General features: G+C 70.7%; 18 protein-coding genes and 1 tRNA gene. 3 read left to right on the plus strand and 16 right to left on the minus strand.

Features of this window, described 5'->3' with window-relative positions:
• Positions 1-10 precede the first annotated feature (10 nt).
• From uvrC to polA, 13 genes are all read right to left on the minus strand, one after another.
• On the minus strand, positions 11-1939 hold the full coding sequence (uvrC, locus tag IFT45_RS08410) for an excinuclease ABC subunit UvrC (protein ID WP_192045702.1): 1929 nt from the start codon (positions 1937-1939) through the stop codon (positions 11-13).
• Positions 1936-4896, minus strand: a complete 2961-nt coding sequence (uvrA, locus tag IFT45_RS08415; protein WP_192127649.1) for an excinuclease ABC subunit UvrA — start codon at positions 4894-4896, stop codon at positions 1936-1938. The genes uvrC and uvrA overlap by 4 nt, the downstream gene beginning before the upstream one ends.
• 58 nt (positions 4897-4954) lie before the next feature.
• Positions 4955-5854, minus strand: a complete 900-nt coding sequence (locus IFT45_RS08420; protein ID WP_192127650.1) for an SDR family NAD(P)-dependent oxidoreductase — start codon at positions 5852-5854, stop codon at positions 4955-4957.
• Entirely contained in the window at positions 5844-7910 is a 2067-nt protein-coding gene (gene uvrB / locus IFT45_RS08425) for an excinuclease ABC subunit UvrB (protein WP_056054801.1), read from the minus strand. Before uvrB ends, IFT45_RS08420 begins: the two co-directional genes overlap by 11 nt.
• Positions 7911-7920: 10 nt before the next feature.
• Positions 7921-8571 (minus strand): dephospho-CoA kinase, encoded by a 651-nt coding sequence (gene coaE, locus IFT45_RS08430; RefSeq protein ID WP_185232665.1) that lies wholly within the window; start codon positions 8569-8571, stop codon positions 7921-7923.
• 110 nt (positions 8572-8681) lie between these two features.
• The gene (gene rpsA, locus IFT45_RS08435) at positions 8682-10127 is read right to left on the minus strand and encodes a 30S ribosomal protein S1 (RefSeq protein ID WP_056054793.1); all 1446 of its coding nucleotides are present in this window, start codon (positions 10125-10127) and stop codon (positions 8682-8684) included.
• A gap of 190 nt (positions 10128-10317) precedes the next feature.
• Positions 10318-12009 (minus strand): DUF885 domain-containing protein, encoded by a 1692-nt coding sequence (locus IFT45_RS08440; protein WP_192127651.1) that lies wholly within the window; start codon positions 12007-12009, stop codon positions 10318-10320.
• 78 nt (positions 12010-12087) lie between these two features.
• On the minus strand, positions 12088-12357 hold the full coding sequence (locus IFT45_RS08445; protein WP_185232661.1) for an HPr family phosphocarrier protein: 270 nt from the start codon (positions 12355-12357) through the stop codon (positions 12088-12090).
• Between the two features lie 82 nt (positions 12358-12439).
• Positions 12440-12907: a PTS sugar transporter subunit IIA gene (locus tag IFT45_RS08450; protein WP_235491174.1), complete on the minus strand. Its 468-nt coding sequence runs from the start codon at positions 12905-12907 to the stop codon at positions 12440-12442.
• Between the two features lie 2 nt (positions 12908-12909).
• Entirely contained in the window at positions 12910-13218 is a 309-nt protein-coding gene (locus IFT45_RS16740; protein ID WP_167259182.1) for a PTS lactose transporter subunit IIB, read from the minus strand.
• Positions 13219-13278: 60 nt separating this feature from the next.
• Complete coding sequence (locus tag IFT45_RS08455; protein WP_167259181.1) at positions 13279-14478, minus strand: PTS mannitol transporter subunit IICB; 1200 nt, start codon at positions 14476-14478, stop codon at positions 13279-13281.
• Between the two features lie 132 nt (positions 14479-14610).
• Positions 14611-15372, minus strand: coding sequence for a DeoR/GlpR family DNA-binding transcription regulator (locus IFT45_RS08460; RefSeq protein ID WP_192127652.1), 762 nt, complete (start codon positions 15370-15372; stop codon positions 14611-14613).
• Positions 15373-15634: 262 nt separating this feature from the next.
• Positions 15635-18310 carry a DNA polymerase I gene (gene polA / locus IFT45_RS08465; protein ID WP_192045700.1) on the minus strand — a complete coding sequence of 892 codons (2676 nt, stop codon included), beginning with the start codon at positions 18308-18310 and terminating at the stop codon, positions 15635-15637.
• A 292-nt stretch (positions 18311-18602) separates the two neighbouring features.
• On the opposite strand from polA, the gene IFT45_RS08470 reads away from it, so the two are divergent.
• Positions 18603-18953 carry a PaaI family thioesterase gene (locus IFT45_RS08470; protein WP_082514462.1) on the plus strand — a complete coding sequence of 117 codons (351 nt, stop codon included), beginning with the start codon at positions 18603-18605 and terminating at the stop codon, positions 18951-18953.
• A gap of 72 nt (positions 18954-19025) precedes the next feature.
• Here IFT45_RS08470 and IFT45_RS08475 read toward each other — a convergent pair whose 3' ends face one another.
• Positions 19026-19631: an ANTAR domain-containing response regulator gene (locus IFT45_RS08475; RefSeq protein ID WP_055797432.1), complete on the minus strand. Its 606-nt coding sequence runs from the start codon at positions 19629-19631 to the stop codon at positions 19026-19028.
• Positions 19632-19670: 39 nt separating this feature from the next.
• On the opposite strand from IFT45_RS08475, the gene IFT45_RS08480 reads away from it, so the two are divergent.
• Positions 19671-19753: transfer RNA gene (locus IFT45_RS08480), tRNA-Leu, on the plus strand.
• A gap of 364 nt (positions 19754-20117) precedes the next feature.
• Positions 20118-20321, plus strand: a complete 204-nt coding sequence (locus tag IFT45_RS08485) for a cold-shock protein (RefSeq protein WP_056054766.1) — start codon at positions 20118-20120, stop codon at positions 20319-20321.
• 129 nt (positions 20322-20450) lie between these two features.
• On the opposite strand, the gene IFT45_RS08490 is transcribed toward IFT45_RS08485, so the two are convergent.
• A complete protein-coding gene (locus tag IFT45_RS08490) occupies positions 20451-21131 on the minus strand; it encodes a hypothetical protein (protein ID WP_192045699.1) in 681 nt (226 codons plus the stop codon).
• Between the two features lie 141 nt (positions 21132-21272).
• On the minus strand, positions 21273-22736 hold the full coding sequence (gene pyk / locus IFT45_RS08495) for a pyruvate kinase (protein ID WP_167259177.1): 1464 nt from the start codon (positions 22734-22736) through the stop codon (positions 21273-21275).
• Positions 22737-22801: the final 65 nt, after the last annotated feature.

Genomic DNA, 22801 nt, shown 5'->3' on the forward strand with positions numbered 1-22801 from the left:
GGGTGTGATCCTAGACGGCCGAGGTGGCCTGGTCCGGCTCGGGGCGGGCCTCGTCGGCCTCGGCGACCTCGGCGTCGCTCGTCGACCCGAGCCGCGCGACGACGGCCGCCGCGAGGGTCGGACCGATCCCCCGGATGGACGAGATCTCGTCCACGTCGGCCTGCTTGAGTCGCTTGACGGAGCCGAAGTGCTTGAGCAGCCCCGCCACGCGGGCGGGCCCGAGGCCGGGGATCTCCGCGAGCTGCGTCGCCACGTCGCGCTTCCGGCGCTGGCGCTGGAACGTGATGGCGAACCGGTGCGCCTCGTCTCGGATGCGCTGGATGAGGAACAGGGCGTCGGAGTTGCGGGGCAGGATGACGGGGAAGTCGTCGTCGGGCAGCCAGATCTCCTCGAGCCGCTTCGCGATGCCGCAGAGGGCGATGTCGGTCACGCCGGCGTCGTCCAGGGCACGGCGAGCGGCGGCCACCTGGGGCTGGCCACCGTCGACGATGAGGAGGTTCGGACGGTAGGCGAAGCGCTTGCGCTGCTCGCCGACCTCCTCGACCGGGGCGAGCTCGTCGTCGAGGCGGGCCAGCCGGCGGCTGAGCGTCTGGTAGATCGACTCGGTGTCGTCGGTGGACTGCGGGATGCTGAAGCGGCGGTACTGGTCCTTCCGCGGGAGGCCGTCCTCGAAGACCACCATCGACGCGACGATGTTGGTGCCCGAGAGGTGCGAGACGTCGTAGCACTCCATCCGCAGCGGCGCCTCGGTCATGCCCAGCGCCTCCTGGATGTCCGCCAGGGCGGTCGACCTCGTGGCGAAGTCGGCGCTCCGTCGCGTCTTGTACAGCATCAGCGACTGCTGCGCGTTGAGCATGGCCGTCTGCATGAGCGCGGCCTTCTCCCCCCGCTGGGCCGACCGCACCTGCACGCGCCCTCGGCCACGGACGTCGCCCAGCACGGCCTCGAGGGCCTCGACGTCGTCGGGCACGGCGCTGACGACGATCTCGCGGGGCACCTCGGCCCCGGCCGGGTAGCTGCCCTGGAGGACCTGCTCGACGAGGTCGCCGGAGGAGATGTCGATCTCCTTGTCGACGACCCAGCCCCGCGAGCCCCGGATGCGGCCGCCGCGGACGGTGAAGAGCTGGACGGCGGCGGCGAGCTCGTCCTCCGCCAGGGCGTACAGGTCGAGGTCGGCGGAGTCGCGGAGAACGACGGCGGACTTGTCGAGCACGGCCTCGAGGGCCTGCACCTGGTCGCGGTACCGGGCGGCGTCCTCGTAGCGCTGCTCGAGGGCCGCGGTCTTCATGGCCTTCTGCTTGTCGGCGATGACGCGCTTGTCGTAGCTGCCCATGAACTTGACGAACTCGTCGACGATGACGCGGTGCTCCTCGATCGAGACCCGGTGCGAGCACGGCCCGCCGCAGCGCCCGATCTGGCCCGGGAAGCAGGGCTTGCCGGTCTGCATCGCCTTCTTGTAGCTGCTGTCGGAGCAGGTGCGGATCGGGAAGACCTTGATCATCTGGTCGATGGTGTCGTGGACGGCCCAGATCTTGGGGTAGGGGCCGAAGTACTTCGCGCCCCTGATCTTCGGGTTGCGCGTCACCATGACCCGCGGCGCCTCGTCGCCCAGGGTCACCGCCATGAACGGGTACGTCTTGTCGTCGCGGAACTTGACGTTGAACGGCGGGTCGAACTCCTTGATCCACGTGTACTCGAGCTGCAGCGCCTCGATGTCGCTGCCGACGACCGTCCACTCCACCGACCGCGCGGTGAGCACCATGCGCCGGGTGCGCTCGTGCAGGGTCGGCAGCGGAGCGAAGTAGTTGCTGAGACGAGCACGGAGGTTCTTGGCCTTCCCCACGTACAGGACGCGGCCGCGCTCGTCCCGCCACCGGTAGACCCCGGGGTCGGTCGGGATCTCGCCCGCCGGGGGGCGCCAGGAGACGGTGTTGCTCATCGGGCCTCGACGGCCTCCCGGCGACGTGCGGCCGCTCCCTGGCGCCGCTTGGCGGCGGCGGGGCCGGGTGCGGCGTGGCCCTGCTCGAGGATCTCGGCGAGGAACACCCCCGTGTGGCTCTCCGGCACCGTCGCGAGGTGCTCCGGCGTGCCGGTGGCCAGCACGGAGCCGCCGCCCGCCCCGCCCTCGGGGCCCATGTCGATGAGCCAGTCGGCCGACTTGATCACGTCGAGGTTGTGCTCGATCGTGATGACGGTGTTGCCCTTCTCGACCAGGCCGTTGAGCACGAGGAGCAGCTTGCGGACGTCCTCGAAGTGGAGGCCGGTCGTCGGCTCGTCGAGCACGTAGACGCTGCGGCCGTTGGAGCGCTTCTGCAGCTCGGTGGCGAGCTTCACGCGCTGTGCCTCGCCGCCGCTGAGGGTCGTCGCGCTCTGGCCGAGGCGGACGTAGCCTAGGCCGACGTCGACGAGGGTCTTCATGTAGCGCGAGATCGCCGAGATGGGGTCGAAGAAGACCGCCGCCTCGCTGATCGGCATGTCGAGCACCTCGGAGATGTTCTTGCCCTTGTAGTGGACGGCGAGCGTGTCGCGGTTGTAGCGGGCACCGCCGCAGACCTCGCACGCGACGTACACGTCGGGCAGGAAGTTCATCTCGATCTTGATCGTGCCGTCGCCGGCGCAGTTCTCGCAGCGGCCGCCCTTGACGTTGAAGCTGAAGCGGCCCGGCAGGTAGCCCCGCGTCTTGGCCTCGACCGTCTCGGCGAACAGGTTGCGGATGCGGTCGAAGACACCCGTGTAGGTGGCCGGGTTCGACCGGGGGGTGCGACCGATGGGCGCCTGGTCGACGTGCACGACCTTGTCGAGGGCCTCGAGGCCCGTGACCCGGAGGTGCTTGCCGGGGATCTGGCGGGCGCCGTTGAGCTTGTTGGCCATGACCTTGTAGAGGATGTCGTTGACGAGCGTCGACTTGCCGGAGCCGCTGACGCCGGTGACCGCGACGAACGCGCCGAGCGGGAACTCGACGGTCACGTTCTTGAGGTTGTTCGCCTTGGCGCCCACGACCGTGATGACCCGGTCGGGGTCGACGGGGCGACGGCTCGTCGGCGTCTCGATCGAGCGGCGGCCGGAGAGGTAGTCGCCGGTGTAGGACTCGCGGTTCTCGAGGAGGTCCTCGTAGCTGCCGGAGTGGACCACGTGGCCGCCGTTGACCCCGGCGCCCGGCCCGATGTCGACCACCCAGTCGGCGGTCTTGATGGTGTCTTCGTCGTGCTCGACGACGATCAGCGTGTTGCCGAGGTCCTTCAGCTTGACGAGCGTGTCGATGAGCCGCCGGTTGTCGCGCTGGTGGAGGCCGATGCTGGGCTCGTCGAGGACGTAGAGCACGCCGGTGAGGCCTGAGCCGATCTGCGTCGCGAGCCGGATGCGCTGCGCTTCACCGCCCGAGAGGGAGCCCGCCGAGCGGGCGAGGGAGAGGTACGTGAGGCCGACCTCGAGGAGGAACTCGAGCCGCACGCGGATCTCGCGGAGCACCTGGGCCGCGATCCGTGCCTCGCGCGGAGTCAGGGTCAGGCCGTTCATGAAGGCGAAGGCGTCGGCGAGGCTGAGGTCGGCGACGTCGGCGATGCTCTGGTCGGCCACGGTGACCGCCAGCACCTCCGGCTTGAGGCGCTTGCCGCCACAGACGGTGCACGGGATCTCGCGGAGGTACTCGGAGTAGCGCTGGCGCTGGCTGTCCGTCTCCGCCTCGGCGTACTTGCGCTCGATGTAGGGCATCACGCCCTCGAAGCCCGTCGAGTACTTCATCTCACGGCCGAAGCGGTTCTTCCACTTCACGGTGACCTCGAAGTCGTTGCCCTGGAGCACGGCCTCGCGGATGCGCTCGGGCAGGTCCTTCCAGGGCGTGCGCAGGCTGAAGTCGAGGTCGATCGCCAGGCCCTCGAGGAGCTTCTGGAAGTAGTTGTAGAGGCCCTTGCCCGAGTTGGTCCAGGGCAGGATGACGCCCTCGGCCAGGCTCAGCTCGGGGTCGCCCAGCACGAGGTCGGTGTCGACCGACATGCGGGTGCCGATGCCCGAGCACTCCGGGCAGGCCCCGAAGGGAGCGTTGAACGAGAAGGTGCGCGGCTCCACCTCGGTCAGCTGCACGGGGTGGCCGTTCGGGCAGGAGAGCTTCTCCGAGAAGGTGCGGTACTTGCCCGCCGCGCCCGCGTCGGTGTCGACGAAGTCGACCGTGACCAGGCCGTCGGTGAGGCGGAGGGCCGTCTCGAGCGAGTCGGTGAGGCGCGTCAGACCCTCGGGCGAGGCGACGAGCCGGTCGACCACGACGGAGATGTCGTGCTTGACCTGCTTCTTGAGGGCGGGGGGCGCGGACAGCTGGACCTGCTCCCCGTCGACGATCGCGCGGGAGTAGCCCGCGGCCGCGAGCTCGGCGAAGAGGTCGACGAACTCGCCCTTCTTCTTCGAGACGACGGGGCTCAGGACCTGGAAGCGCGTGCCCGTCTCGAGGGTCATCAGCTGGTCGGCGATCTGCTGGACGGTCTGCCGGCTGATCTTCTCGCCGCAGACCGCGCAGTGCGCGATGCCGATCCGGGCCCAGAGCAGGCGCATGTAGTCGTAGATCTCGGTGATCGTGCCGACCGTGGACCTCGGGTTGCGGTTCGTCGACTTCTGGTCGATGGACACCGCGGGGCTGAGGCCCTCGATGAAGTCGACGTCGGGGCGGTCGACCTGGCCGAGGAACTGCCGGGCGTACGCCGAGAGGGACTCGACGTAGCGGCGCTGGCCCTCGGCGAAGATCGTGTCGAACGCGAGCGACGACTTGCCTGAGCCGGAGAGGCCGGTGAAGACCACGAGGCTGTCTCTCGGGATCTCGAGGTCGACGTTGTCGAGGTTGTGGACTCGGGCGCCGCGCACGCTGAGCACGGAGGAACCATCTACGGGAGAGATTGACACTCTTACCATTCTACGGAGACCACCGACACTGCCGGTCGGCCTGCTCCGTGGGAGGACGTGCCCTGCGTCACAGGGCGGGGTGGGTCTTGGTGAGGCCGGCGGAGACGGCCCAGAGCCGCTCGGCCGCCTGGTGGTCGCGGGCGTGCCGCTTCGCGGGGACCCTGGCCGGCGCCCCGGTCAGCTGGAACCAGCCGGCCGGACCCCAGTATTCCCCTCCGACGACGTCGGGGGCCGTGGCGGCGTGGACGAGCGGCTCGGCCCCCACCTCCTTGCCCTGCGAGAAGGTGTGCATCATGGAGGTGACCACGGCCGGCGGGCGGCGGGGCTCGACGACGGGCGGGCGGGGATCGCTGAGGCTCTCCCAGGCGAAGCCCGGGTGCGCCACGACGCTCGTGACGCTCGACCCCGCGGCACGGAGCCGACGGTCGAGCTCGAAGCCGAACGACATGACGGCGAGCTTCGACCGCGCGTAGGCCACGTAGCTCGAGTAGCTCGACACCATCATCGGGTCGTCGAGGTCGAGTCGCACCCACCGGTGGCTGATGCTGCCGAGGTGGACGACGCGGCCGGCCTGAGCTGCGTCGAGCGCGGGCATCAGGTGCGAGACGAGGGCGAAGTGGCCGAGGTGGTTCGTGCCGAACTGCAGCTCGAAGCCGTCGGCCGTCGTCTGGCGACGCCGCTGGCCCACGACGCCCGCGTTGGCGAGCAGGACGTCCACGGGGCCGCCTGCGGCGAGGGCGTCCGCCCCCGAGCGCACGGAGGAGAGGTCGGCGAGGTCGAGGTCGACCGTCTCGACGTCCGCCCCCGCGACGCGCTCACGGACGGCGTCCGCCGCGCGGACGGCGCGTTCCGGGTCACGGGCGGCGAGGACGACCCGGTGCCCCTGGGCGGCCAGGCGCTCGGCGGCGAAGTAGCCCAGCCCCGCGGTCGCACCCGTGACGACGACTCGGAGGCGGTCAGCGGACATGGCCCGCCGCCTCCATCTGTCGCAGGTCCTTCTTGAGGTCGGCGACCTCGTCGCGGAGCCGCCCGGCCAGCTCGAACTTCAGCTCGGCCGCGGCCTGGAGCATCTGCTCGTTGAGGTCGGCGATGATCGACTCGATGCCGTTGGCCGCCGCCGCGCCCTTGCCCTCGCGCCTGAGGTTCGGGGTGGGAGACCGCTTCTTGCCGTCGCGCCCGGCGAGGAGGGCCGCCGTGTCGGCGCCCTCCCGAGCCAGCGCCGCCGTGATGTCCGCGATCTTCTTGCGGAGCGGCTGCGGGTCGATGCCGTGCTCGGTGTTGTACGCGATCTGCTTGTCGCGACGTCGATCGGTCTCTTCGAGGGCCTGCTTCATGGAGGCGGTCATGACGTCGGCGTACATGTGCACCTGGCCGGAGACGTTGCGGGCTGCACGGCCGATGGTCTGGATCAACGAGGTCGACGACCGGAGGAACCCCTCCTTGTCGGCGTCGAGGATCGCGACCAGGGAGACCTCGGGCAGGTCGAGCCCCTCACGGAGCAGGTTGATGCCGACGAGGACGTCGTAGACGCCCTGACGCAGCTCGGTGAGGAGCTCGACGCGACGCAGGGTGTCGACGTCGGAGTGGAGGTACCGGACCCGGACCCCGGCCTCGGTGAGGAAGTCGGTGAGCTCCTCCGCCATCTTCTTCGTCAGCGTGGTGACGAGGACGCGCTCGTCGCGCTCCGTCCGGGTGCGGATCTCCTCCAGGAGGTCGTCGATCTGGCCCTCGGACGGCTTGACGACGATCTCGGGGTCGATGAGGCCGGTCGGGCGGATGATCTGCTCGACGACGCTGTCGGTGATGCCGAGCTCGTACTTGCCGGGCGTCGCGGAGAGGTACACCTTCTGGCCGACCCGGTCGAGGAACTCCTCGAACTTCAGGGGTCGGTTGTCGAGAGCGCTGGGCAGGCGGAAGCCGTGGTCGACCAGCGTGCGCTTGCGCGAGGCGTCGCCCTCGTACATGGCACCGATCTGCGGCACGGTGACGTGCGACTCGTCGATGACGACCAGGAGGTCGTCCGGGAAGTAGTCGAGGAGGCAGTGGGGCGCCTCCCCCGGACCGCGACCGTCGATGTGCGCTGAGTAGTTCTCGATGCCGTTGCAGAAGCCGATCTGCTCCATCATCTCGAGGTCGAACGTCGTCCGCATCCGCAGGCGCTGGGACTCGAGCAGCTTGCCCTGCTGGTCGAGCTCGGCGAGCCGACCCGCCAGCTCCTCCTTGATGGTGCCGATCGCCCGGTGCATGACGTCGGTGCCCGCGACGTAGTGCGAGCCGGGGAACACCGAGACGGCGTCGAGGGTCTTGACGACGTCACCGGTGAGCGGGTGCAGGGCGTACAGCGCCTCGATCTCGTCGCCGAACATCTCGATGCGGATGGCGAGCTCCTCGTACATCGGGATGATCTCGATGGTGTCGCCGCGCACGCGGAAGTTGCCCCGCGAGAAGTCGATGTCGTTGCGCTGGTACTGCATCGAGACGAAGCGGCGGATCAGCGTCTCACGGTCGATGCGCTGGCCCACCTGGAGCGCGATCATGGCCTCGAGGTAGCCCTCCGGGGTGCCGAGGCCGTAGATGCACGACACGGTGCTGACGACGATGACGTCGCGGCGGCTGAGCAGGGAGTTCGTGGTCGAGTGGCGGAGCCGCTCGACCTCGGCGTTGATCGAGCTGTCCTTCTCGATGAAGGTGTCGGTCTGCGGGACGTAGGCCTCGGGCTGGTAGTAGTCGTAGTACGAGACGAAGTACTCGACCGCGTTGTGCGGGAACATCTCGCGGAACTCGTTGGCGAGCTGGGCCGCGAGGGTCTTGTTGTGGGCGAGCACGAGCGTCGGACGCTGCACCTGCTCGACGAGCCACGCGGTGGTGGCGGACTTGCCCGTGCCGGTCGCGCCGAGCAGGACGACGTCGGTCTCACCGGCGTTGATGCGACCCGCCAGCTCGGCGATGGCCGCGGGCTGGTCGCCGCTCGGTTCGTACTCGCTGACGACCTCGAACGGGCGGACACTTCGGGTCGGTTCCATGCCTCCGAGTCTACGAGTCGCCACCGACAGACGGCCCGGGGGCGGCCCCCGCCTTCGCCGCTGACAGCGAACGGAGCCGGTCGAGCACGGCGTCGGCCTGCTGCAGGGTCTGCTCCAGCGACCCCGAGGAGTCGACGACCAGGTCGGCGACGGCGAGCCTCTCGTCGTCGCCCGCCTGCGCCGCCACCCGGCGCCGCGCCTCCTGCTCGGGCATCCCGCGGAGCTGCACGAGCCGGGCGACGCGGTCCTCGGCAGGGGCGTGGACCACGACGACGACGTCGAACTCCCCTGCTCCCCGCGTCTCGACGAGCAGGGGGACGTCGTAGACGACGACTCGGGCGGGGTCGTCGGCCACCGCCTCGGCCATGCGCCGGCGAGAGAGCTCCCGGACGGCGGGGTGGGTGATCGCCTCGAGGTCACGGCGGGCCCCCGGGTCCGAGAACACCAGGGCCCCGAGGGCCGGACGGTCCAGGCTGCCGTCGGCAGCCAGGACGCCGCCGCCGAACCTCTCCGCGATCGCGGCGAGGCCGGGGGTGCCGGGCTCGACCACCTCGCGGGCGAGGAGGTCGGCGTCGACCACGGCCGCGCCCCGCTCCGCGAGACGACGGGACACGACGCTCTTGCCGGCGGCGATGCCCCCGGTCAGCCCACAGACGAACATCCGCCGAGGCTACCCGGTGAGGCACCGGCGAGCCCGGGAACGCCGCGAGGCGGCCCCCTCTCGGGGACCGCCTCGTGGTCAGGTCTGCTGCACCGTCAGGTGCGGCGTGACTAGTTGTTGTTCGACAGCTTCTCGCGCAGAGCGGCGAGCGACTCGTCGTCGGCGAGCGTGCCGGCGCCGGCCGACTCGCTCGAGAACGTCGAACCGGACGGCACGTCGAAGGTGGTCTCCTCGGCGAGCGACGCCGCGACCTGCTTCTTGTGGGCCTCCCAGCGAGCCTGGGCGGCAGCGTAGTCCTGCTCCCACTTCTCGCGCTGGGTCTCGAAGCCCTCGCGCCACTCGTTGGTCTCCGGGTCGAAGCCCTCGGGGTACTTGTAGTTGCCCTGCTCGTCGTACTCGGTGAGCATGCCGTAGAGCGCCGGGTCGAACTCGGTGCCCTCGGGGTCGACGCCCTCGTTGGCCTGCTTGAGGCTCAGCGAGATGCGACGGCGGTCGAGGTCGATGTCGATGACCTTGACGAACACCTCGTCGCCGACGGCGACGACCTGCTCGGCCAGCTCGACGTGCTTCGCCGACAGCTCGGAGATGTGCACGAGGCCCTCGATGCCGTCGGCCACGCGGACGAACGCACCGAACGGCACGAGCTTCGTGACCTTGCCGGGCGCGACCTGGCCGATGGCGTGCGTGCGGGCGAAGACCTGCCACGGGTCCTCCTGCGTCGCCTTGAGCGAGAGCGACACGCGCTCACGGTCGAGGTCGACCTCGAGGATCTCGACGGTGACTTCCTGACCGACCTCGACGACCTCGCTGGCGTGCTCGATGTGCTTCCAGCTGAGCTCGGAGACGTGCACGAGGCCGTCCACGCCGCCCAGGTCGACGAAGGCGCCGAAGTTGACGATCGACGAGACGACGCCCTTGCGGACCTGGCCCTTGTGGAGGTTGTTGAGGAAGGTGGTGCGGCTCTCGGACTGCGTCTGCTCGAGGAGCGCACGGCGCGACAGGACCACGTTGTTGCGGTTCTTGTCGAGCTCGAGGATCTTCGCCTCGATCTCCTGGCCCAGGTAGGGCGTGAGGTCGCGGACGCGGCGCAGCTCGATGAGCGACGCGGGGAGGAAGCCCCGGAGTCCGATGTCGACGATGAGGCCGCCCTTGACGACCTCGATGACCGTTCCGGTGACGACGCCGTCGGCGTCCTTGATCTTCTCGACGTCGCCCCAGGCACGCTCGTACTGAGCGCGCTTCTTGGACAGGATCAGACGGCCTTCCTTGTCCTCCTTCTGGAGGACGAGGGCCTCGACGGTGTCGCCGACCTCGACGACCTCCGTGGGGTCGACGTCGTGCTTGATCGAGAGTTCGCGCGAGGGGATGACGCCCTCGGTCTTGTAGCCGACGTCGAGGAGGACCTCGTCGCGGTCGATCTTCACGACGGTGCCCTCGATGAGGTCGCCGTCGTTGAAGAACTTCAGAGTCTTCTCGACCGCGGCCAGGAAGTCATCAGCGGATCCGATGTCGTTGATGGCGACCTGCTTGGGTGCCTTGGTCGTTACGGTTGTCATGTAGTTAGTGCTCCAGTGAAAGCATGGATCGGGCCGCGGTCGTCCCGAGGAGTGTCTCGTCGGGGGGAGTCGGCCACGGCGGGCGGACAGATCGGCGCAGGAAGCGCCTCCACATCATAGCTCCGTGCCCGGGCACGCGGCAACGACCGAGGCCCCGCGCGCCGCGCCTCCCCCGGGTGGCCGACACCTGTCAGCGCAGGAGGGCGCGTCGGAGCGTGTCGAGGCCCACTCCCCCGAGCTGGAGCGCCTCGCGGTGGAAGGCGACGACGTCGAGGGAGCCCCCGGCGCGGCGCGTCCGCTCGGCCCGCAGCTCCTCCCAGATGCGCTGCCCGACCTTGTACGAGGGCGCCTGCCCGGGCCAGCCGAGGTACCGGTCGACCTCGAACCTCACGAACGACTCGTCGAGCGAGACGTTCTCGGTGAGGAACCGCAGGGCGTGGGCGTGGTCCCACCGCTGCGTCGTGCCCGGGACGGTCTTGCCCAGGTGCACGCCGATGTCGATGACGACGCGCGCCGCCCGCATCCGCTGCCCGTCGAGCATGCCGAGGCGGTCGCCCGGGTCGGCGAGGTGGCCGAGCTCGTCCATCAGCCGCTCCGCGTAGAGGGCCCAGCCCTCGGCGTGGCCGGAGGTGCCGGCGAGCTGACGGCGCCAGGTGTTGAGCGTGCCCCGGGCCCAGACGGCCTGCCCGATCTGGAGGTGGTGGCCCGGGACGCCCTCGTGGAAGACCGTGGTGGTCTCACGCCAGGTGCTGAACCGCGTGACGCCCTCGGGCACCGACCACCACATGCGGCCCGGCCGGGAGAAGTCGTCGCTCGGACCCGTGTAGTAGATGCCGCCGTCCTTCGTCGGCGCGATGCGGCACTCCAGCCGGCGCAGGGGCTCCGGGACGTCGAAGTGGGTGCCCGCCAGCTCGGCCACCGCACGGTCGCTGAGGCCCTGCATCCACTGCTGGAGCGCGTCGGTGCCCTCGAGCTGCCGCGAGGGGTCCTCGTCGAGGACGGCGATGGCCCGGGCCACCGAGGCACCCGGCTCGATCTGCCCGGCCACCGCCTCCTGCTCGGCCGCCGTCCGCGCGAGCTCGTCGAGCCCCCACTCGTAGGTCTCGTCGAGGTCGATCGTCGCGCCGAGGAAGCGCCGCGAGTGCAGGGCGTAGGCGTCCCGGCCCACGGCGTCGTCGACGCCCGCGGCGGGCAGCAGCTCGTCGAGCAGGAACGACCGCAGGCCGAGGTAGGCCGCGCCCGCCGAGCGCGCGCCCTCCTGCAGGTCTCGGACGAGCCCGTCGGAGGCGCCGCTCCCGTCGGCGAGGACCGGTCGCGCGGTCAGCTCGGTGAAGAAGCCTTCCGGATCGCCGATCCGCGCGCACTGCTCCGCCACGGCCTCGACCTGGCGACGGGCCGGGACGACGCCCTCCCGCACCCCGAGCCGGAGCGTCTCGACGTACTGGGCCACGGCACGGTCGACCCCGGCGAGCCTCGAGGCCACGTCGGACCACTCCTCGGCGCTGTCGGTCGGCATGAGGTCGAGGACCTCACGGATGCCCTGGGCGGGGGACGCGATCACGTTCAGGTCACGCAGCTCGAGCCGCTGCTCGGCCTGCTCGAGGTCGAGCTCCAGCTCGCTCCGGAGGTCGTCGCGCGTCACGAGGTCGACGTCGTCGACCGCCGGTGCCGCCTCGAGGTCGCGGAGGGCCGCGCGGACCGCCTCCACGCGGCGCTCGTGGCCCCGGGGCGAGTAGTCGCCGTACTCGCCCGTCCGGCCCTCACGGCCGATCCAGGTCGCCACGGTCGGGTCGAGGTCGACCAGCGTGTCGACCCAGCCCTCGGCGACGGCGTCGACCTGCGTGGGCGCGCGGCGGGCGGGGGGCGTGGGCTCGACGGTCATGCGCCGAGCCTAGCCAGGCCGGGGACGACGGAGGGCGCCGACGACCGGGGTCGTCGACGCCCTCCGGGGCGGGTGGCGCTACTCGGCGTCGAGGTCCGTCTCGAGCAGCGCGGCGAGCTCCTCGAGGGCGGCGTCGGCGTTGTCGCCCTCGGTCGCCAGCGTGACCTGCTCGCCGTGGCCGATGCCCAGCGAGAGCACGCCGAGGATGCTCGCGGCGTTGACGCTCTTGCCGGCCGCGGTCGTCAGCGTGACCTTGGCGCCGGTCTTGCCGGCGGCCTGGCTGAAGAGCGAGGCGGGACGGGCGTGCAGCCCGACGCTCGAGGCGATGGTGACGGTACGTTCGGGCATTTCTTCTCCTTGGTCGCGACCGAGCCGGTCGGGTCGTCGGTCGGGTGGACGGCCGGGGCCGTCAGGGGTGGGGCGTCGTGGGTCAGTCGTCGTCGTCGTCGGTCGCGGCGAGGAGCTCGTAGACCTCGGCGGACGTCGTCGCTCCGCGGAGGGCGGCGGCCGAGTCCGGGTCCATGAGGATGCTGGCCAGCTGGCTGAGGATGGCGATGTGGCCGTTGCCCTTCGCAGCGATGCCGACCGCGACGCTGACCTCGTTGCCGTCCCAGTCGACCGGGGTCGGGAAGCGCAGGACGACGAGGGCGTCGGCCTTCACGCTGTCCTTGCCGGCGAGCGTGCCGTGCGGGATCGCCACGCCCTCGCCGACGTAGGTCGAGACGCTCTGCTCACGCTGGAACATCGCGTCGACGTAGCTCTCGTCGACGGCTCCGGCCTCGACGAGGGCCCGACCGGTCGCCCGGATGGCCTCGTCGCGGTCGGCCGCGGTCTCGTCGAGGCGGATCGACGACTCCGCGAGGAGGGCCGTCAGGGCCGGGGCCTGCTCGTCGCTCACGCTCAGACCTCGACCGTCGAGCCGTCCTGGATCGCCTTGACGATCTTGGCGACGTTCGGGTCGCCCATGAAGAGCTGGAACGGGACGACGGGGACGTTCGGCACGACGCCGCGGGCGCGCTCGGCGAGGTTGTTCTGGGTCACGACGACGTCGGCGTCGGCCGGGATGCTGGCGACGGGCGAGTGCTCGACGGTGACGCCGCTCTTCTTGAGCTGCTTCTTCAGCGTCGAGGCGAGCATGACGCTGCTGCCCATGCCGGCGTCGCACGCGACGATGAGCTTCTTGATGGAGGAACCGTCGAGGGTTGCCATGTCAGTCTCCTTGTTTCATCGGGGTCGGGGGGCCGGCCGATCGGCCGGCCCCCCGCGGTGTCAGTTGGACGTCGGTGCCGACGTCCCCTTGCTGGTGGCCTTGTTGGCGGCGGTGGCCGCCTGTGCGTCGGCCAGGGCCTGCTCCTGCGCTGCCGCGTCCTCGGCGGCCGCCTCGCGGTTCTCCTTGCGGCCGAAGCCCATGAGGAAGGCGGAGACGACGAACGAGACCGCAGCCGAGAGCAGGATACCCAGGTAGATCGGGAGGATGTCCCCTCGGGCGGCGACGAGCGTGTAGGCGATGATGCTGCCCGGCGAGGCGGGGCCGACCAGGCCGACGCCGAAGAGCGAGAAGACCGTGATGCCGGTGGCGCCGCCGAGGATCGCGGCGACGAGCAGCACGGGCTTCATCAGCACGTACGGGAAGTAGATCTCGTGGATGCCGCCGAAGAAGTGCACGACGATCGCGGCCGGGGCCGAGGGGCGGATGGCGCGCGGTCCGAAGAAGAGGAACGCGAGCAGGATGCCGAGGCCCGGGCCGGGGTTCGACTCGAGCATGAAGAGGATCGACTTGCCGGTCTCCTGCGACTCGATGCCGCCGAGGGGGGTCAGCACGCCCTGGTTGATCGCGTTGTTGAGGAAGAGGATCTTGGCGGGCTCGATGATGATCGACGCGAGCGGGAGCAGCCCGCGCTCGACGAGGAAGTCGACTCCGGAGCCGAACACGCCGGTCAGCCAGGTCGTGACGGGGGCGAGGCCGAAGAACGCCCCGACCGCCACGGCGGCGCCGATGATGCCGAGCGAGAAGTTGTTGACGAGCATCTCGAAGCCGGACTTGATGCGGCCGTCGACGAGCTTGTCGAACTGCTTCAGCAGCCAGGCGGCGAGGGGGCCGACGATCATGGCGCCGAGGAACTGCGGCACGTCGGTCGCGACGATGACGCCCATGACGCCGACGGCGCCGATGACGGCACCGCGCTGGCCGTGGATCATGCGACCGCCCGTGTAGGCGATGAGGATCGGCAGCAGGTACTTGATGATGGGACCGACGAGGCCGGGCCACGGCGTGCCGTCGGACATCTCGCCGAAGCCGCCGAGCTGGGGCACCGGGGTCCAGCCGGTCTGGATGAAGAGGGCGGTGATGAGGCCCCAGGCGATGAACGCGCCGATGTTCGGCATGATCATGCCCGCCAGGAAGCCTCCGAAGCGCTGGACGCGCGCTCGGACGCCGGTCCCGGAGACCGTGGGGGTGAATTCGGACATGGTTGTCAGTTCTCCTTCGTGCTCACTGCGGAGTGTCGATGGGGGTGCGGGTGGGGTGGTGCGGTGCTGCAGGGTGCGGTGGTGCGGTGGGGTGGGAGTCGGGGGGCGGGGCGACGGGACGCGCGGGGCGCGTCACACGATCAGCACGCGGGGGCCGGAGCGCTCGACGTCGTCGGCGAGGTCCGCGTCGACCGCGCCGTCGGTCACGACGGTGTCGACCTCGTTCAGGGGAGCGACCCTCGCGAAGTCCTCGCGTCCGAACTTGGAGTGGTCGGCGAGGACGACGGTGCGCCGGGAGGCGGCCATCAGGGCCTTCTTGACCCGCGCCTCCGCGATGTCCGGCGTGGTGAGGCCCCGCTCGGCCGAGATGCCGTTCGTGCCCATGAAGGCCACGTCGGCGAAGACCTCGGCGATCTGGGCCAGCGTCCACTCGCCGACGGCGGCGAGGGTCCTGGCCCGGACGAGCCCGCCGAGGAGGTGGAGCGTGATCGTCGGTCGGCCCACGAGGGCGTTCGCCACCGCGAGCGAGTGCGTGACGACGGTGAGCTCGCGGTCGTCCGGCAGGAGCTCGGCGAACCGCACGGTGGTGGTGCCGGCGTCGACGATGACGGAGCCCCCGTCGGGGAGCTCGTCGAGGGCGGCCCGTGCGATGCGCTCCTTCTCGACGGCCGCCGAGCCCACGCGGTCGGCGACGGGGCGCTCGATGCCGAGCCGCTCGACGGCGATCGCTCCCCCGTGCACGCGGCGCAGGACGCCCCGCCGCTCGAGGGCCGTGAGGTCGCGACGCACGGTCTCCGGCGTGACGGAGAGCTCCCGGGCGAGGCCGGCGACCTCGACGCGGCCGCGCTGACGCGCCGTGTCGAGGATCTGCTGGTGACGCTCGGGTGCGTACATGGATCGGGACTCCGTTGTCGGACGTGCTGGCTCGCGAGGGGGGTTCGGGAAGGGGGCGCGATGGTGGGGCGCGGCCCCGCCGGTCGTGACCGGCGGAGTCATACAAGTCCGTTCGGGTCCGGAGGTCAAGCTCCCCGGGCGTGTCGTGTCCGATCGTGCCCGGTTCGGGGTACAGATCAGGCCCCGCACAGGGCCAGGGCCGTGGCTGCGCCCACGCCCAGTACGCAGGGGAGTCGCGGATCAGGCTCCGGAGGGCGTGACGTCAGTGCGCGGCCGCGTCCCAGCTCTCGCCGAGCCCGACGCTGACGTCGAGCGGGACCCGGAGCTCGGCCGCGCCGCTCATCCGGCGCTCCACGATGTCGCGGACGACGTCGACCTCGCCGGAGGCGACCTCGACGATGAGCTCGTCGTGGACCTGGAGCAGGACGCGCGACGCCATCTCCCGCTGGTCGAGCTCCGCCCGGACCCCGAGCATCGCGCGCTTCATGATGTCGGCCGCCGAGCCCTGGATCGGGGCGTTGAGCGCGGCGCGCTCGGCGTTCTCGCGGAGCACCCGGTTGGGCGACTTGAGGTCGGCGAACGGGCGGCGGCGGCCGAAGATCGTCTCGGTGTAGCCGTCCTCCCTGGCCTTCTCGACGACGTTGCGCAGGTACTCGCGGACCGCGCCGAAGCGCGCGAAGTAGTCGGTCATCAGCTGCTTCGCCTCGCCGCTCTCGATGCGCAGCTGCTTGGACAGGCCGAAGGCGCTGAGGCCGTAGGCGAGTCCGTACGACATCGCCTTGACCTTCGTGCGCATGAGGGGCGTGACGTCGGCGGGCTCGACGTGGAAGATCCGCGCCCCGACGAAGCGGTGCAGGTCCTCCCCCGCCGCGAAGGCCTCGATGAGCCCCTCGTCGCCGGAGAGGTGCGCCATGATCCGCATCTCGATCTGCGAGTAGTCGGCCGTCAGCAGGGTCTCGTACTCGGGCCCGTGGACGAAGGTCGACCGGATCTCCCGGCCCACGGCGGCCTTGACCGGGATGTTCTGGAGGTTCGGGTCGACGGACGAGATGCGCCCCGTCGTCGTGCCCGTCTGGTCGTAGGTCGTGTGGATGCGGCCGTCGTCGGCGATGGACTTCTCGAGGGTGTCGATGATCTGCCGGAGCTTCGTGACGTCGCGGTGCTGCAGGAGGAGGCCGAGGAACGGGTGCGGGTGCTTCTCCTGCAGGTCGGCCAGCGAGGCGGCGTCGGTCGAGAAGCCCGTCTTGGTGGCCCGGGTGCGGGGCATCTCGAGCTGCTCGAAGAGCACCTCCTGGAGCTGTTTGGGCGAGCCGAGGTTGACCTCGCGCCCGATCTCCGCGAAGGCCGCCGCGGCGAACCCGCCGGCGCTCTCGGCGAGGCGGCTGGAGAGGGCGACCAGTGCGTCGCGGTCAGCCGCGACCCCGGTCAGCTCCATGTCGCCGAGGACGGGCACGAGCGGCAGCTCGAGATCGATGAGGACGGACCGCGACCCCTCGTCGAGCGCCTCCGTGAGGGACTCGGAGAGGCGGAGCGTGTACCAGGCCTCCGTCGCGACGCTGACCTGCTCGTCGGCCGGGACGAGCTGGTTCGGGTCGGCGACGGGGAGCGTCTCGCCCAGCTGCTCGTAGACGAGGTCGGTCAGGGCGAAGGACGTGCGGCCGGGCCGGAGCAGCCACGCGGCGACGCGCGTGTCGCCGACGATGCCGGTGAGGCGGAGGCCCGCCCGGGAGAGCGCCTTGTAGGCGCGCTTCGAGTCGTGCAGGACCTTCGGCGACGCGTCGTCGAGCCAGGCCTCGAGGGCCACGTAGTCGCCGCGGCCCGTGGCCCACGGGACGTACGCGGACTCGTCGTGCGACGAGATGCCCAGGCCGACCACGCCGTCGGCGCCGTACTCGACGGCGAGGCCGACGGGGGAGGACGGGTCGGCGGCGTTCTTCCGCAGCCAGTGAGCCAGCTCTTCGTCGACCAGCGTGCGCACCACGGGCAGGCCCGCCGGCGCGGCGACGACCGTGCCCTCGGCGGAGCCGTCGGGACGGGCCGGCCCCTCGCCCTCGCTGAGCTTGAGCACGCGCTCGAGCAGCGTGCGGAACTGGAGCTTGTCGAAGAGCTCGCGGACGGCCTCGTCGTCCACCGGGCGGCGTTCGAGGTCGGCGGGGCCCACGGGCAGCTCGACGTCGGTGACCAGGCGGTTCAGGCGGCGGTTGCGGATCGCGCGCTCCTTCTGCTCGCGGAGCTTCCCGCCGACGACGCCCTTGATCTCGTCGGCGTGCGCGATGACCTCGTCGAGGCTGCCGTACTGGGTGATCCACTTGACGGCGGTCTTCTCGCCGACCTTGTCGACGCCGATGAGGTTGTCGCTGGTCTCGCCGACGAGGGCCGCGACCTCCGGGTACTGGTGGGGCTCGATGCCGTACCGCTCGAAGACCTTGTCGCGGTCGTAGCGGGTCAGCTCGCTGACGCCGCGCGCCGACGGGTAGAGGAGGGTGACGTCGTCGTTGACCATCTGGATGGCGTCGCGGTCACCGGAGACCACGAGGACGCGGTAGCCGTCGCCGCGACCGCGCACGGCTAGGGTGGCGAGGATGTCGTCGGCCTCGAAGTCCTCCTTCGTGATGGTCGTGATGCCCATCGCGTGGAGGGCCTCCTGCAGGAGGGGGATCTGCCCCACGAACTCGACCGGGGTCTCCGACCGCGTGCCCTTGTACTCGGGGTACTCGCGGGTGCGGAACGAGAAGCGGGAGATGTCGAACGCGACCGCGAGGTGGGTGGGCTTCTCCGCCTTGAGCAAGCTCAGCAGCATCGAGATGAAGCCGTGGATGGCGTTGGTGTGCTGGCCCTCCCGGTTCACGAAGCTGTCGACGGGCAGGGCGTAGAACGCCCGGAACGCCAGGGAATGACCGTCGATGACCAGGAGGGTAGGCTTCGTTTCGTCCGACACCCCGTCAGCCTAGCGGCCGGGTCCGACAGGCTCCCCGGTCGTCCGGGCCGCGCCTCCGGGCCGCGCCTCCGGGTCCGTGCCTCCGGGTCCGTGCCTCTGAGTCCGTGAGCACGTGCTCCGCCGGGGCCGACCCCCGATCGACCGGAGCCCCGTGACCGACGCGACCCCCGCCTCCCCCCGTCCTGCCGCGCCCGCCTCCGACGCCGACCGCACCGTGTCCTCCGAGGCGGTGCTCAGCGACGAGGCCGTGGAGCTGTTCCGTCGCCGGGGCGTCGGCGCCCTGGCCGAGAAGATGGGGATCGAGATCCTCGAGATGAGCGCGGAGCGGGCCGTCGGGCGGATGCCAGTCGCCGGAAACACGCAGCCGGTGGGGATCCTGCACGGCGGGGCGCACGTCGTGCTGGCGGAGACCCTCGGCTCCGTGGCCGCGAACGTGCACGCGGGAGCGGGGCGCCTCGCGATGGGGATCGAGCTCAACGCCAGCCACAGCCGATCGGCCGCGACGGGCTGGGTGACCGGCACGTGCACGGCGGTCCACCTCGGGCGCACGCTGACGACGCACCAGGTGGTCATGACCGACGACGACGGGCGGCTGCTCTCGACCGTCCGCATCACGAACTACCTCACCGACTCCCGCGGCTGAGCTCGGCGCCCCTCGACGACGAAGGGCCCGCCCCGTGGGGGCGGGCCCTTCGTCGAGGGAAGCCGGGTGAAGCTACTTCTTCGCGCTGAGCTGCTCGATGATGGCCTGCGCCACGTCGTGCATGGTCAGACGGCGGTCCATCGAGGCCTTCTGGATCCAGCGGAAGGCCTCCGGCTCGGTGAGGCCCATCTTCTCGTTGAGGAGGCCCTTGGCCCGGTCGACGAGCTTGCGGGTCTCGAAGCGCTCGACCAGGTCGGCGACCTCGGCCTCGAGGGTGATGATCTGCGTGTAGCGCGAGAGGGCGATCTCGATCGCGGGCAGCAGGTCGTTGGGGGTGAAGGGCTTGACGACGTAGGCCAGCGCGCCGGCCTCGCTCGCCCGCTCGACGAGCTCCTTCTGGCTGAAGGCCGTCAGGAGGACCACGGGGGCGATGTGGTTCTTGCTGAGCGTCTCGGCGGCGGAGATGCCGTCGAGCTTGGGCATCTTGACGTCCATGATGACGAGGTCCGGGCGGAGCTCCGTGGCGAGGGCGACAGCCGTCTCGCCGTCTCCGGCCTCGCCGACCACCTCGAATCCGTTGTCGCGGAGGATCTCGACGATGTCGAGCCGGATGAGGGACTCATCTTCGGCCACGACGACGCGACGGGGTGCTGCTGAGGTTGCTTCCTGGTCACTCACGAAGCAGAGCCTACGGTATTCTCGACCCGGTCGTCGTGAGCCGGATTGGCGGAATGGCAGACGCGGGGCACTCAAAATGCTCTGTCCGAGAGGGCGTGCGGGTTCGACCCCCGCATCCGGCACCGTCGCGACCAGGCCGCACCGAGTCGTCCTCGCGACGTCGGCGGCCCGCCTCCGCCCCTCTGGGCCGGGCGTGTCCTGCGCTCCTGGCCGTGGTTCGTTCACTGTCCGGTGAGCGACGCGCACTGTCCGAGTCGGTCCCGTCCACGACTTTGTCGGCCGAGTTGGTGTTCTCGGGGGTCTCGTGCACTACGCTGGAGTGACTGGTTGTTGTGTTACGCATTTGTATCTCGCGACGTGCCGGGGCGAGCTCCTCTCGAGGGGCACGGTCTGGCTGCGGCGTTCTCAGAGGGAGCGGACAAAAAGGCACCGCGACGAGCGATCCCGAAGTCGGGATCGACAACTCTGATTGAAGGAACAAGAAAAATGGCTACAGGTACCGTTAAGTGGTTCAACTCCGAAAAGGGCTTCGGCTTCATCACCCCCGACGACGGATCCACTGACGTCTTCGCGCACTTCTCCGCGATCGCCGGCGACGGCTACCGCAACCTGGAGGAGAACCAGAAGGTCGAGTTCGAGACCGCTCAGGGCAACAAGGGCCTCCAGGCCGAGAACATCCGCGTCATCTGACTCGGCGGCGTCCACTGAGACGCCGACAGCCGACGACCTGGTCGTCAGCGACACGAAGCCCCGATCTGCTCCGGCAGGTCGGGGCTTCTTGCATGCCCTCGGCCGCTCGGGGCCAGACGGGCCGCGGCCTCAGGGGGCAGGGAGCCCGAGGAGTCGCGCGACCGGCTCGTAGTCCGCCTCCGCTGATCGGAGGTCGGCCTCGGCCCGGCGGATGCGTGCCGTGGCGTCCGCGGGATCAGTGTCGGCGTCGTCCGCCGCGGAGCCGGGACGTGCACCGCTGAGCAGTGCCTCGCGGGCGTCGCGGTACCTCATGACCAGAGCCGACCAGAGGGCGAGCTCGTCGCCGGTCGCGTCGTCGGGGGCGGCCGCCGCGACGTCGTCGGGGACCTCCACCGCCGCGACCCTGGTGTCCCGCTCCCCTCCGGAGCGCGTCGACTCGCTCATCGCCTCCCCCGTGCTCGCTGACGACAGTGCGGCGCCAGCACCCGCGTCGACGAAGAGCCGTCGAACGCCGACGGCGAGGACTCCCCCGACCAGGGCCCCCGAGGCGCTCGTCGCCGCGAGCCCGACCAAGGAGGTCACCTCCCACGCCGCCACCGCGACCACGAGGATCGCCCCCGCTCCGACCACGGCCCCGGTCGGGCCCCAGCGCTCACGTCGGCGTGGGCCCCGTGGAGGACGGCGCGTCACCGAGAGCGACCTCGACAAGGCGTCCCGGGCCTCGGCCACGGAGACGTCGCTCCAGGTGGGCACGACGAACAGCCGCCCGTCGAGGCGGAAGCACCGGGGGTGACCGGGAGGGACGGGCATGGGCGCAGACTACGCCCGTCGACTGCGGGGCCCGGCGGACGAGAGGAAGACCTCCTCGGCGATCGACCTCGTCGACCGGCCCCCTGACGACCGTGAGGCCGGGCCCTCTCGGGCCCGGCCTCACGGTCGGTGCGGTGCCGCCTAGGAGACGGGCGGCGGGGTCTTGGCCGCGTAGGCCGGAGCCGCCTCGCCGTGGGCGTCGCCCACTCGGTGCACCCGGAGGTCGTTCGTGGAGCCGGCGATCCCGGGAGGGGACCCGGCGATCACGATGACCTTGTCGCCGGCGGCGCAGAGGTCGTTCCCCAGCAGGATGTCGTCCACCTGGTCGAACATCGCGTCGGTGTGGGTGACGTTCTCGACGAGGAACGAGCGCACGCCCCAGCTGAGGGCCATGCGACGGCGCGTCGCCTCGTTGGGCGAGAAGGCCAGGATCGGGATGGGGTGGCGGAGGCGCGACATGCGTCGCACGGAGTCGCCCGACTCGGTGAAGACGCAGAGGAACTTCGCCTCGACGAACTCGGCGACGTCGGCGGCGGCCAGGGTGATGGCCCCGCCCTGGGTCCGCGGGCGGGTGCCGAGCGGCTGGATGCGCTCGAGACCGTGCTCCTCCGTCGAGGCGACGATCCGGGCCATGGTCTGCACCGTGATGACGGGGTACTCCCCCACGCTCGTCTCGCCGCTCAGCATGACGGCGTCGGCGCCGTCGAGCACGGCGTTCGCGACGTCGGACGTCTCCGCCCGCGTCGGGATCGGGCTGGAGATCATCGACTCGAGCATCTGCGTGGCGACGATGACGGGCTTGGCCATGCGGCGTGACAGCTCGACCGCGTGCTTCTGCACGATCGGGACGGCCTCGAGGGGCAGCTCGACGCCGAGGTCGCCGCGGGCGACCATGATGCCGTCGAAGGCCTCGATGATGGCCTCGAGGTTGTCGACCGCCTGGGGCTTCTCGATCTTGGCGATGACGGGGACGCGTCGCTCCTCCTCCGCCATGATCTCGTGCACGCGGGTGACGTCGTCGGCGTCGCGGACGAACGAGAGCGCGATGTAGTCGGCGCCGAGGCGGAGGCCCCAGCGCAGGTCGGCCTCGTCCTTCTCGGAGAGGGCCGGCACGTTCACCGCGACGCCGGGCAGGTTGATGCCCTTGTTGTTCGACACGGTGCCGGCCACGACGACCTCGGTCGTCACGACCGTGCCGTCGGTCTCGAGGACGCGCAGCTTGACGCGGCCGTCGTCGATGAGCAGCGGATCGCCGGGGGCGACGTCCTGCGGGAGGCCCTTGAAGGTCGTGCCGCAGAGCTCCTTCGTGCCGAGGACGTCCTCCACGGTGATCTTGAAGACGTCGCCGACGGCGAGGTCGTGGGGGCCGTCGGCGAACTTGCCGAGGCGGATCTTGGGGCCCTGGAGGTCGACCAGGACGGCGACGGGCCGCCCCGCGTCGTCGGCGGCCTGGCGGACGTTGCCGTACACGCCCTCGTGGACGTCGTAGCTGCCGTGGCTGAGGTTCATCCGCGCGACGTCGACACCTGCGTCGATGATCGCTCGGATGTTCTCGTAGCTCGACGTCGCCGGCCCGAGGGTGGCGACGATCTTTGCGCGTCTCATGGGTTCCTTACTGGTGGGGTGAGGGTGGTGGGACGATCCGGCCCGTGCCACCACCCTATTCCCGC

Origin of the sequence: Frigoribacterium sp. CFBP 13707 (assembly GCF_014842245.1) — a bacterium.
Classification (GTDB): domain Bacteria; phylum Actinomycetota; class Actinomycetes; order Actinomycetales; family Microbacteriaceae; genus Frigoribacterium; species Frigoribacterium endophyticum.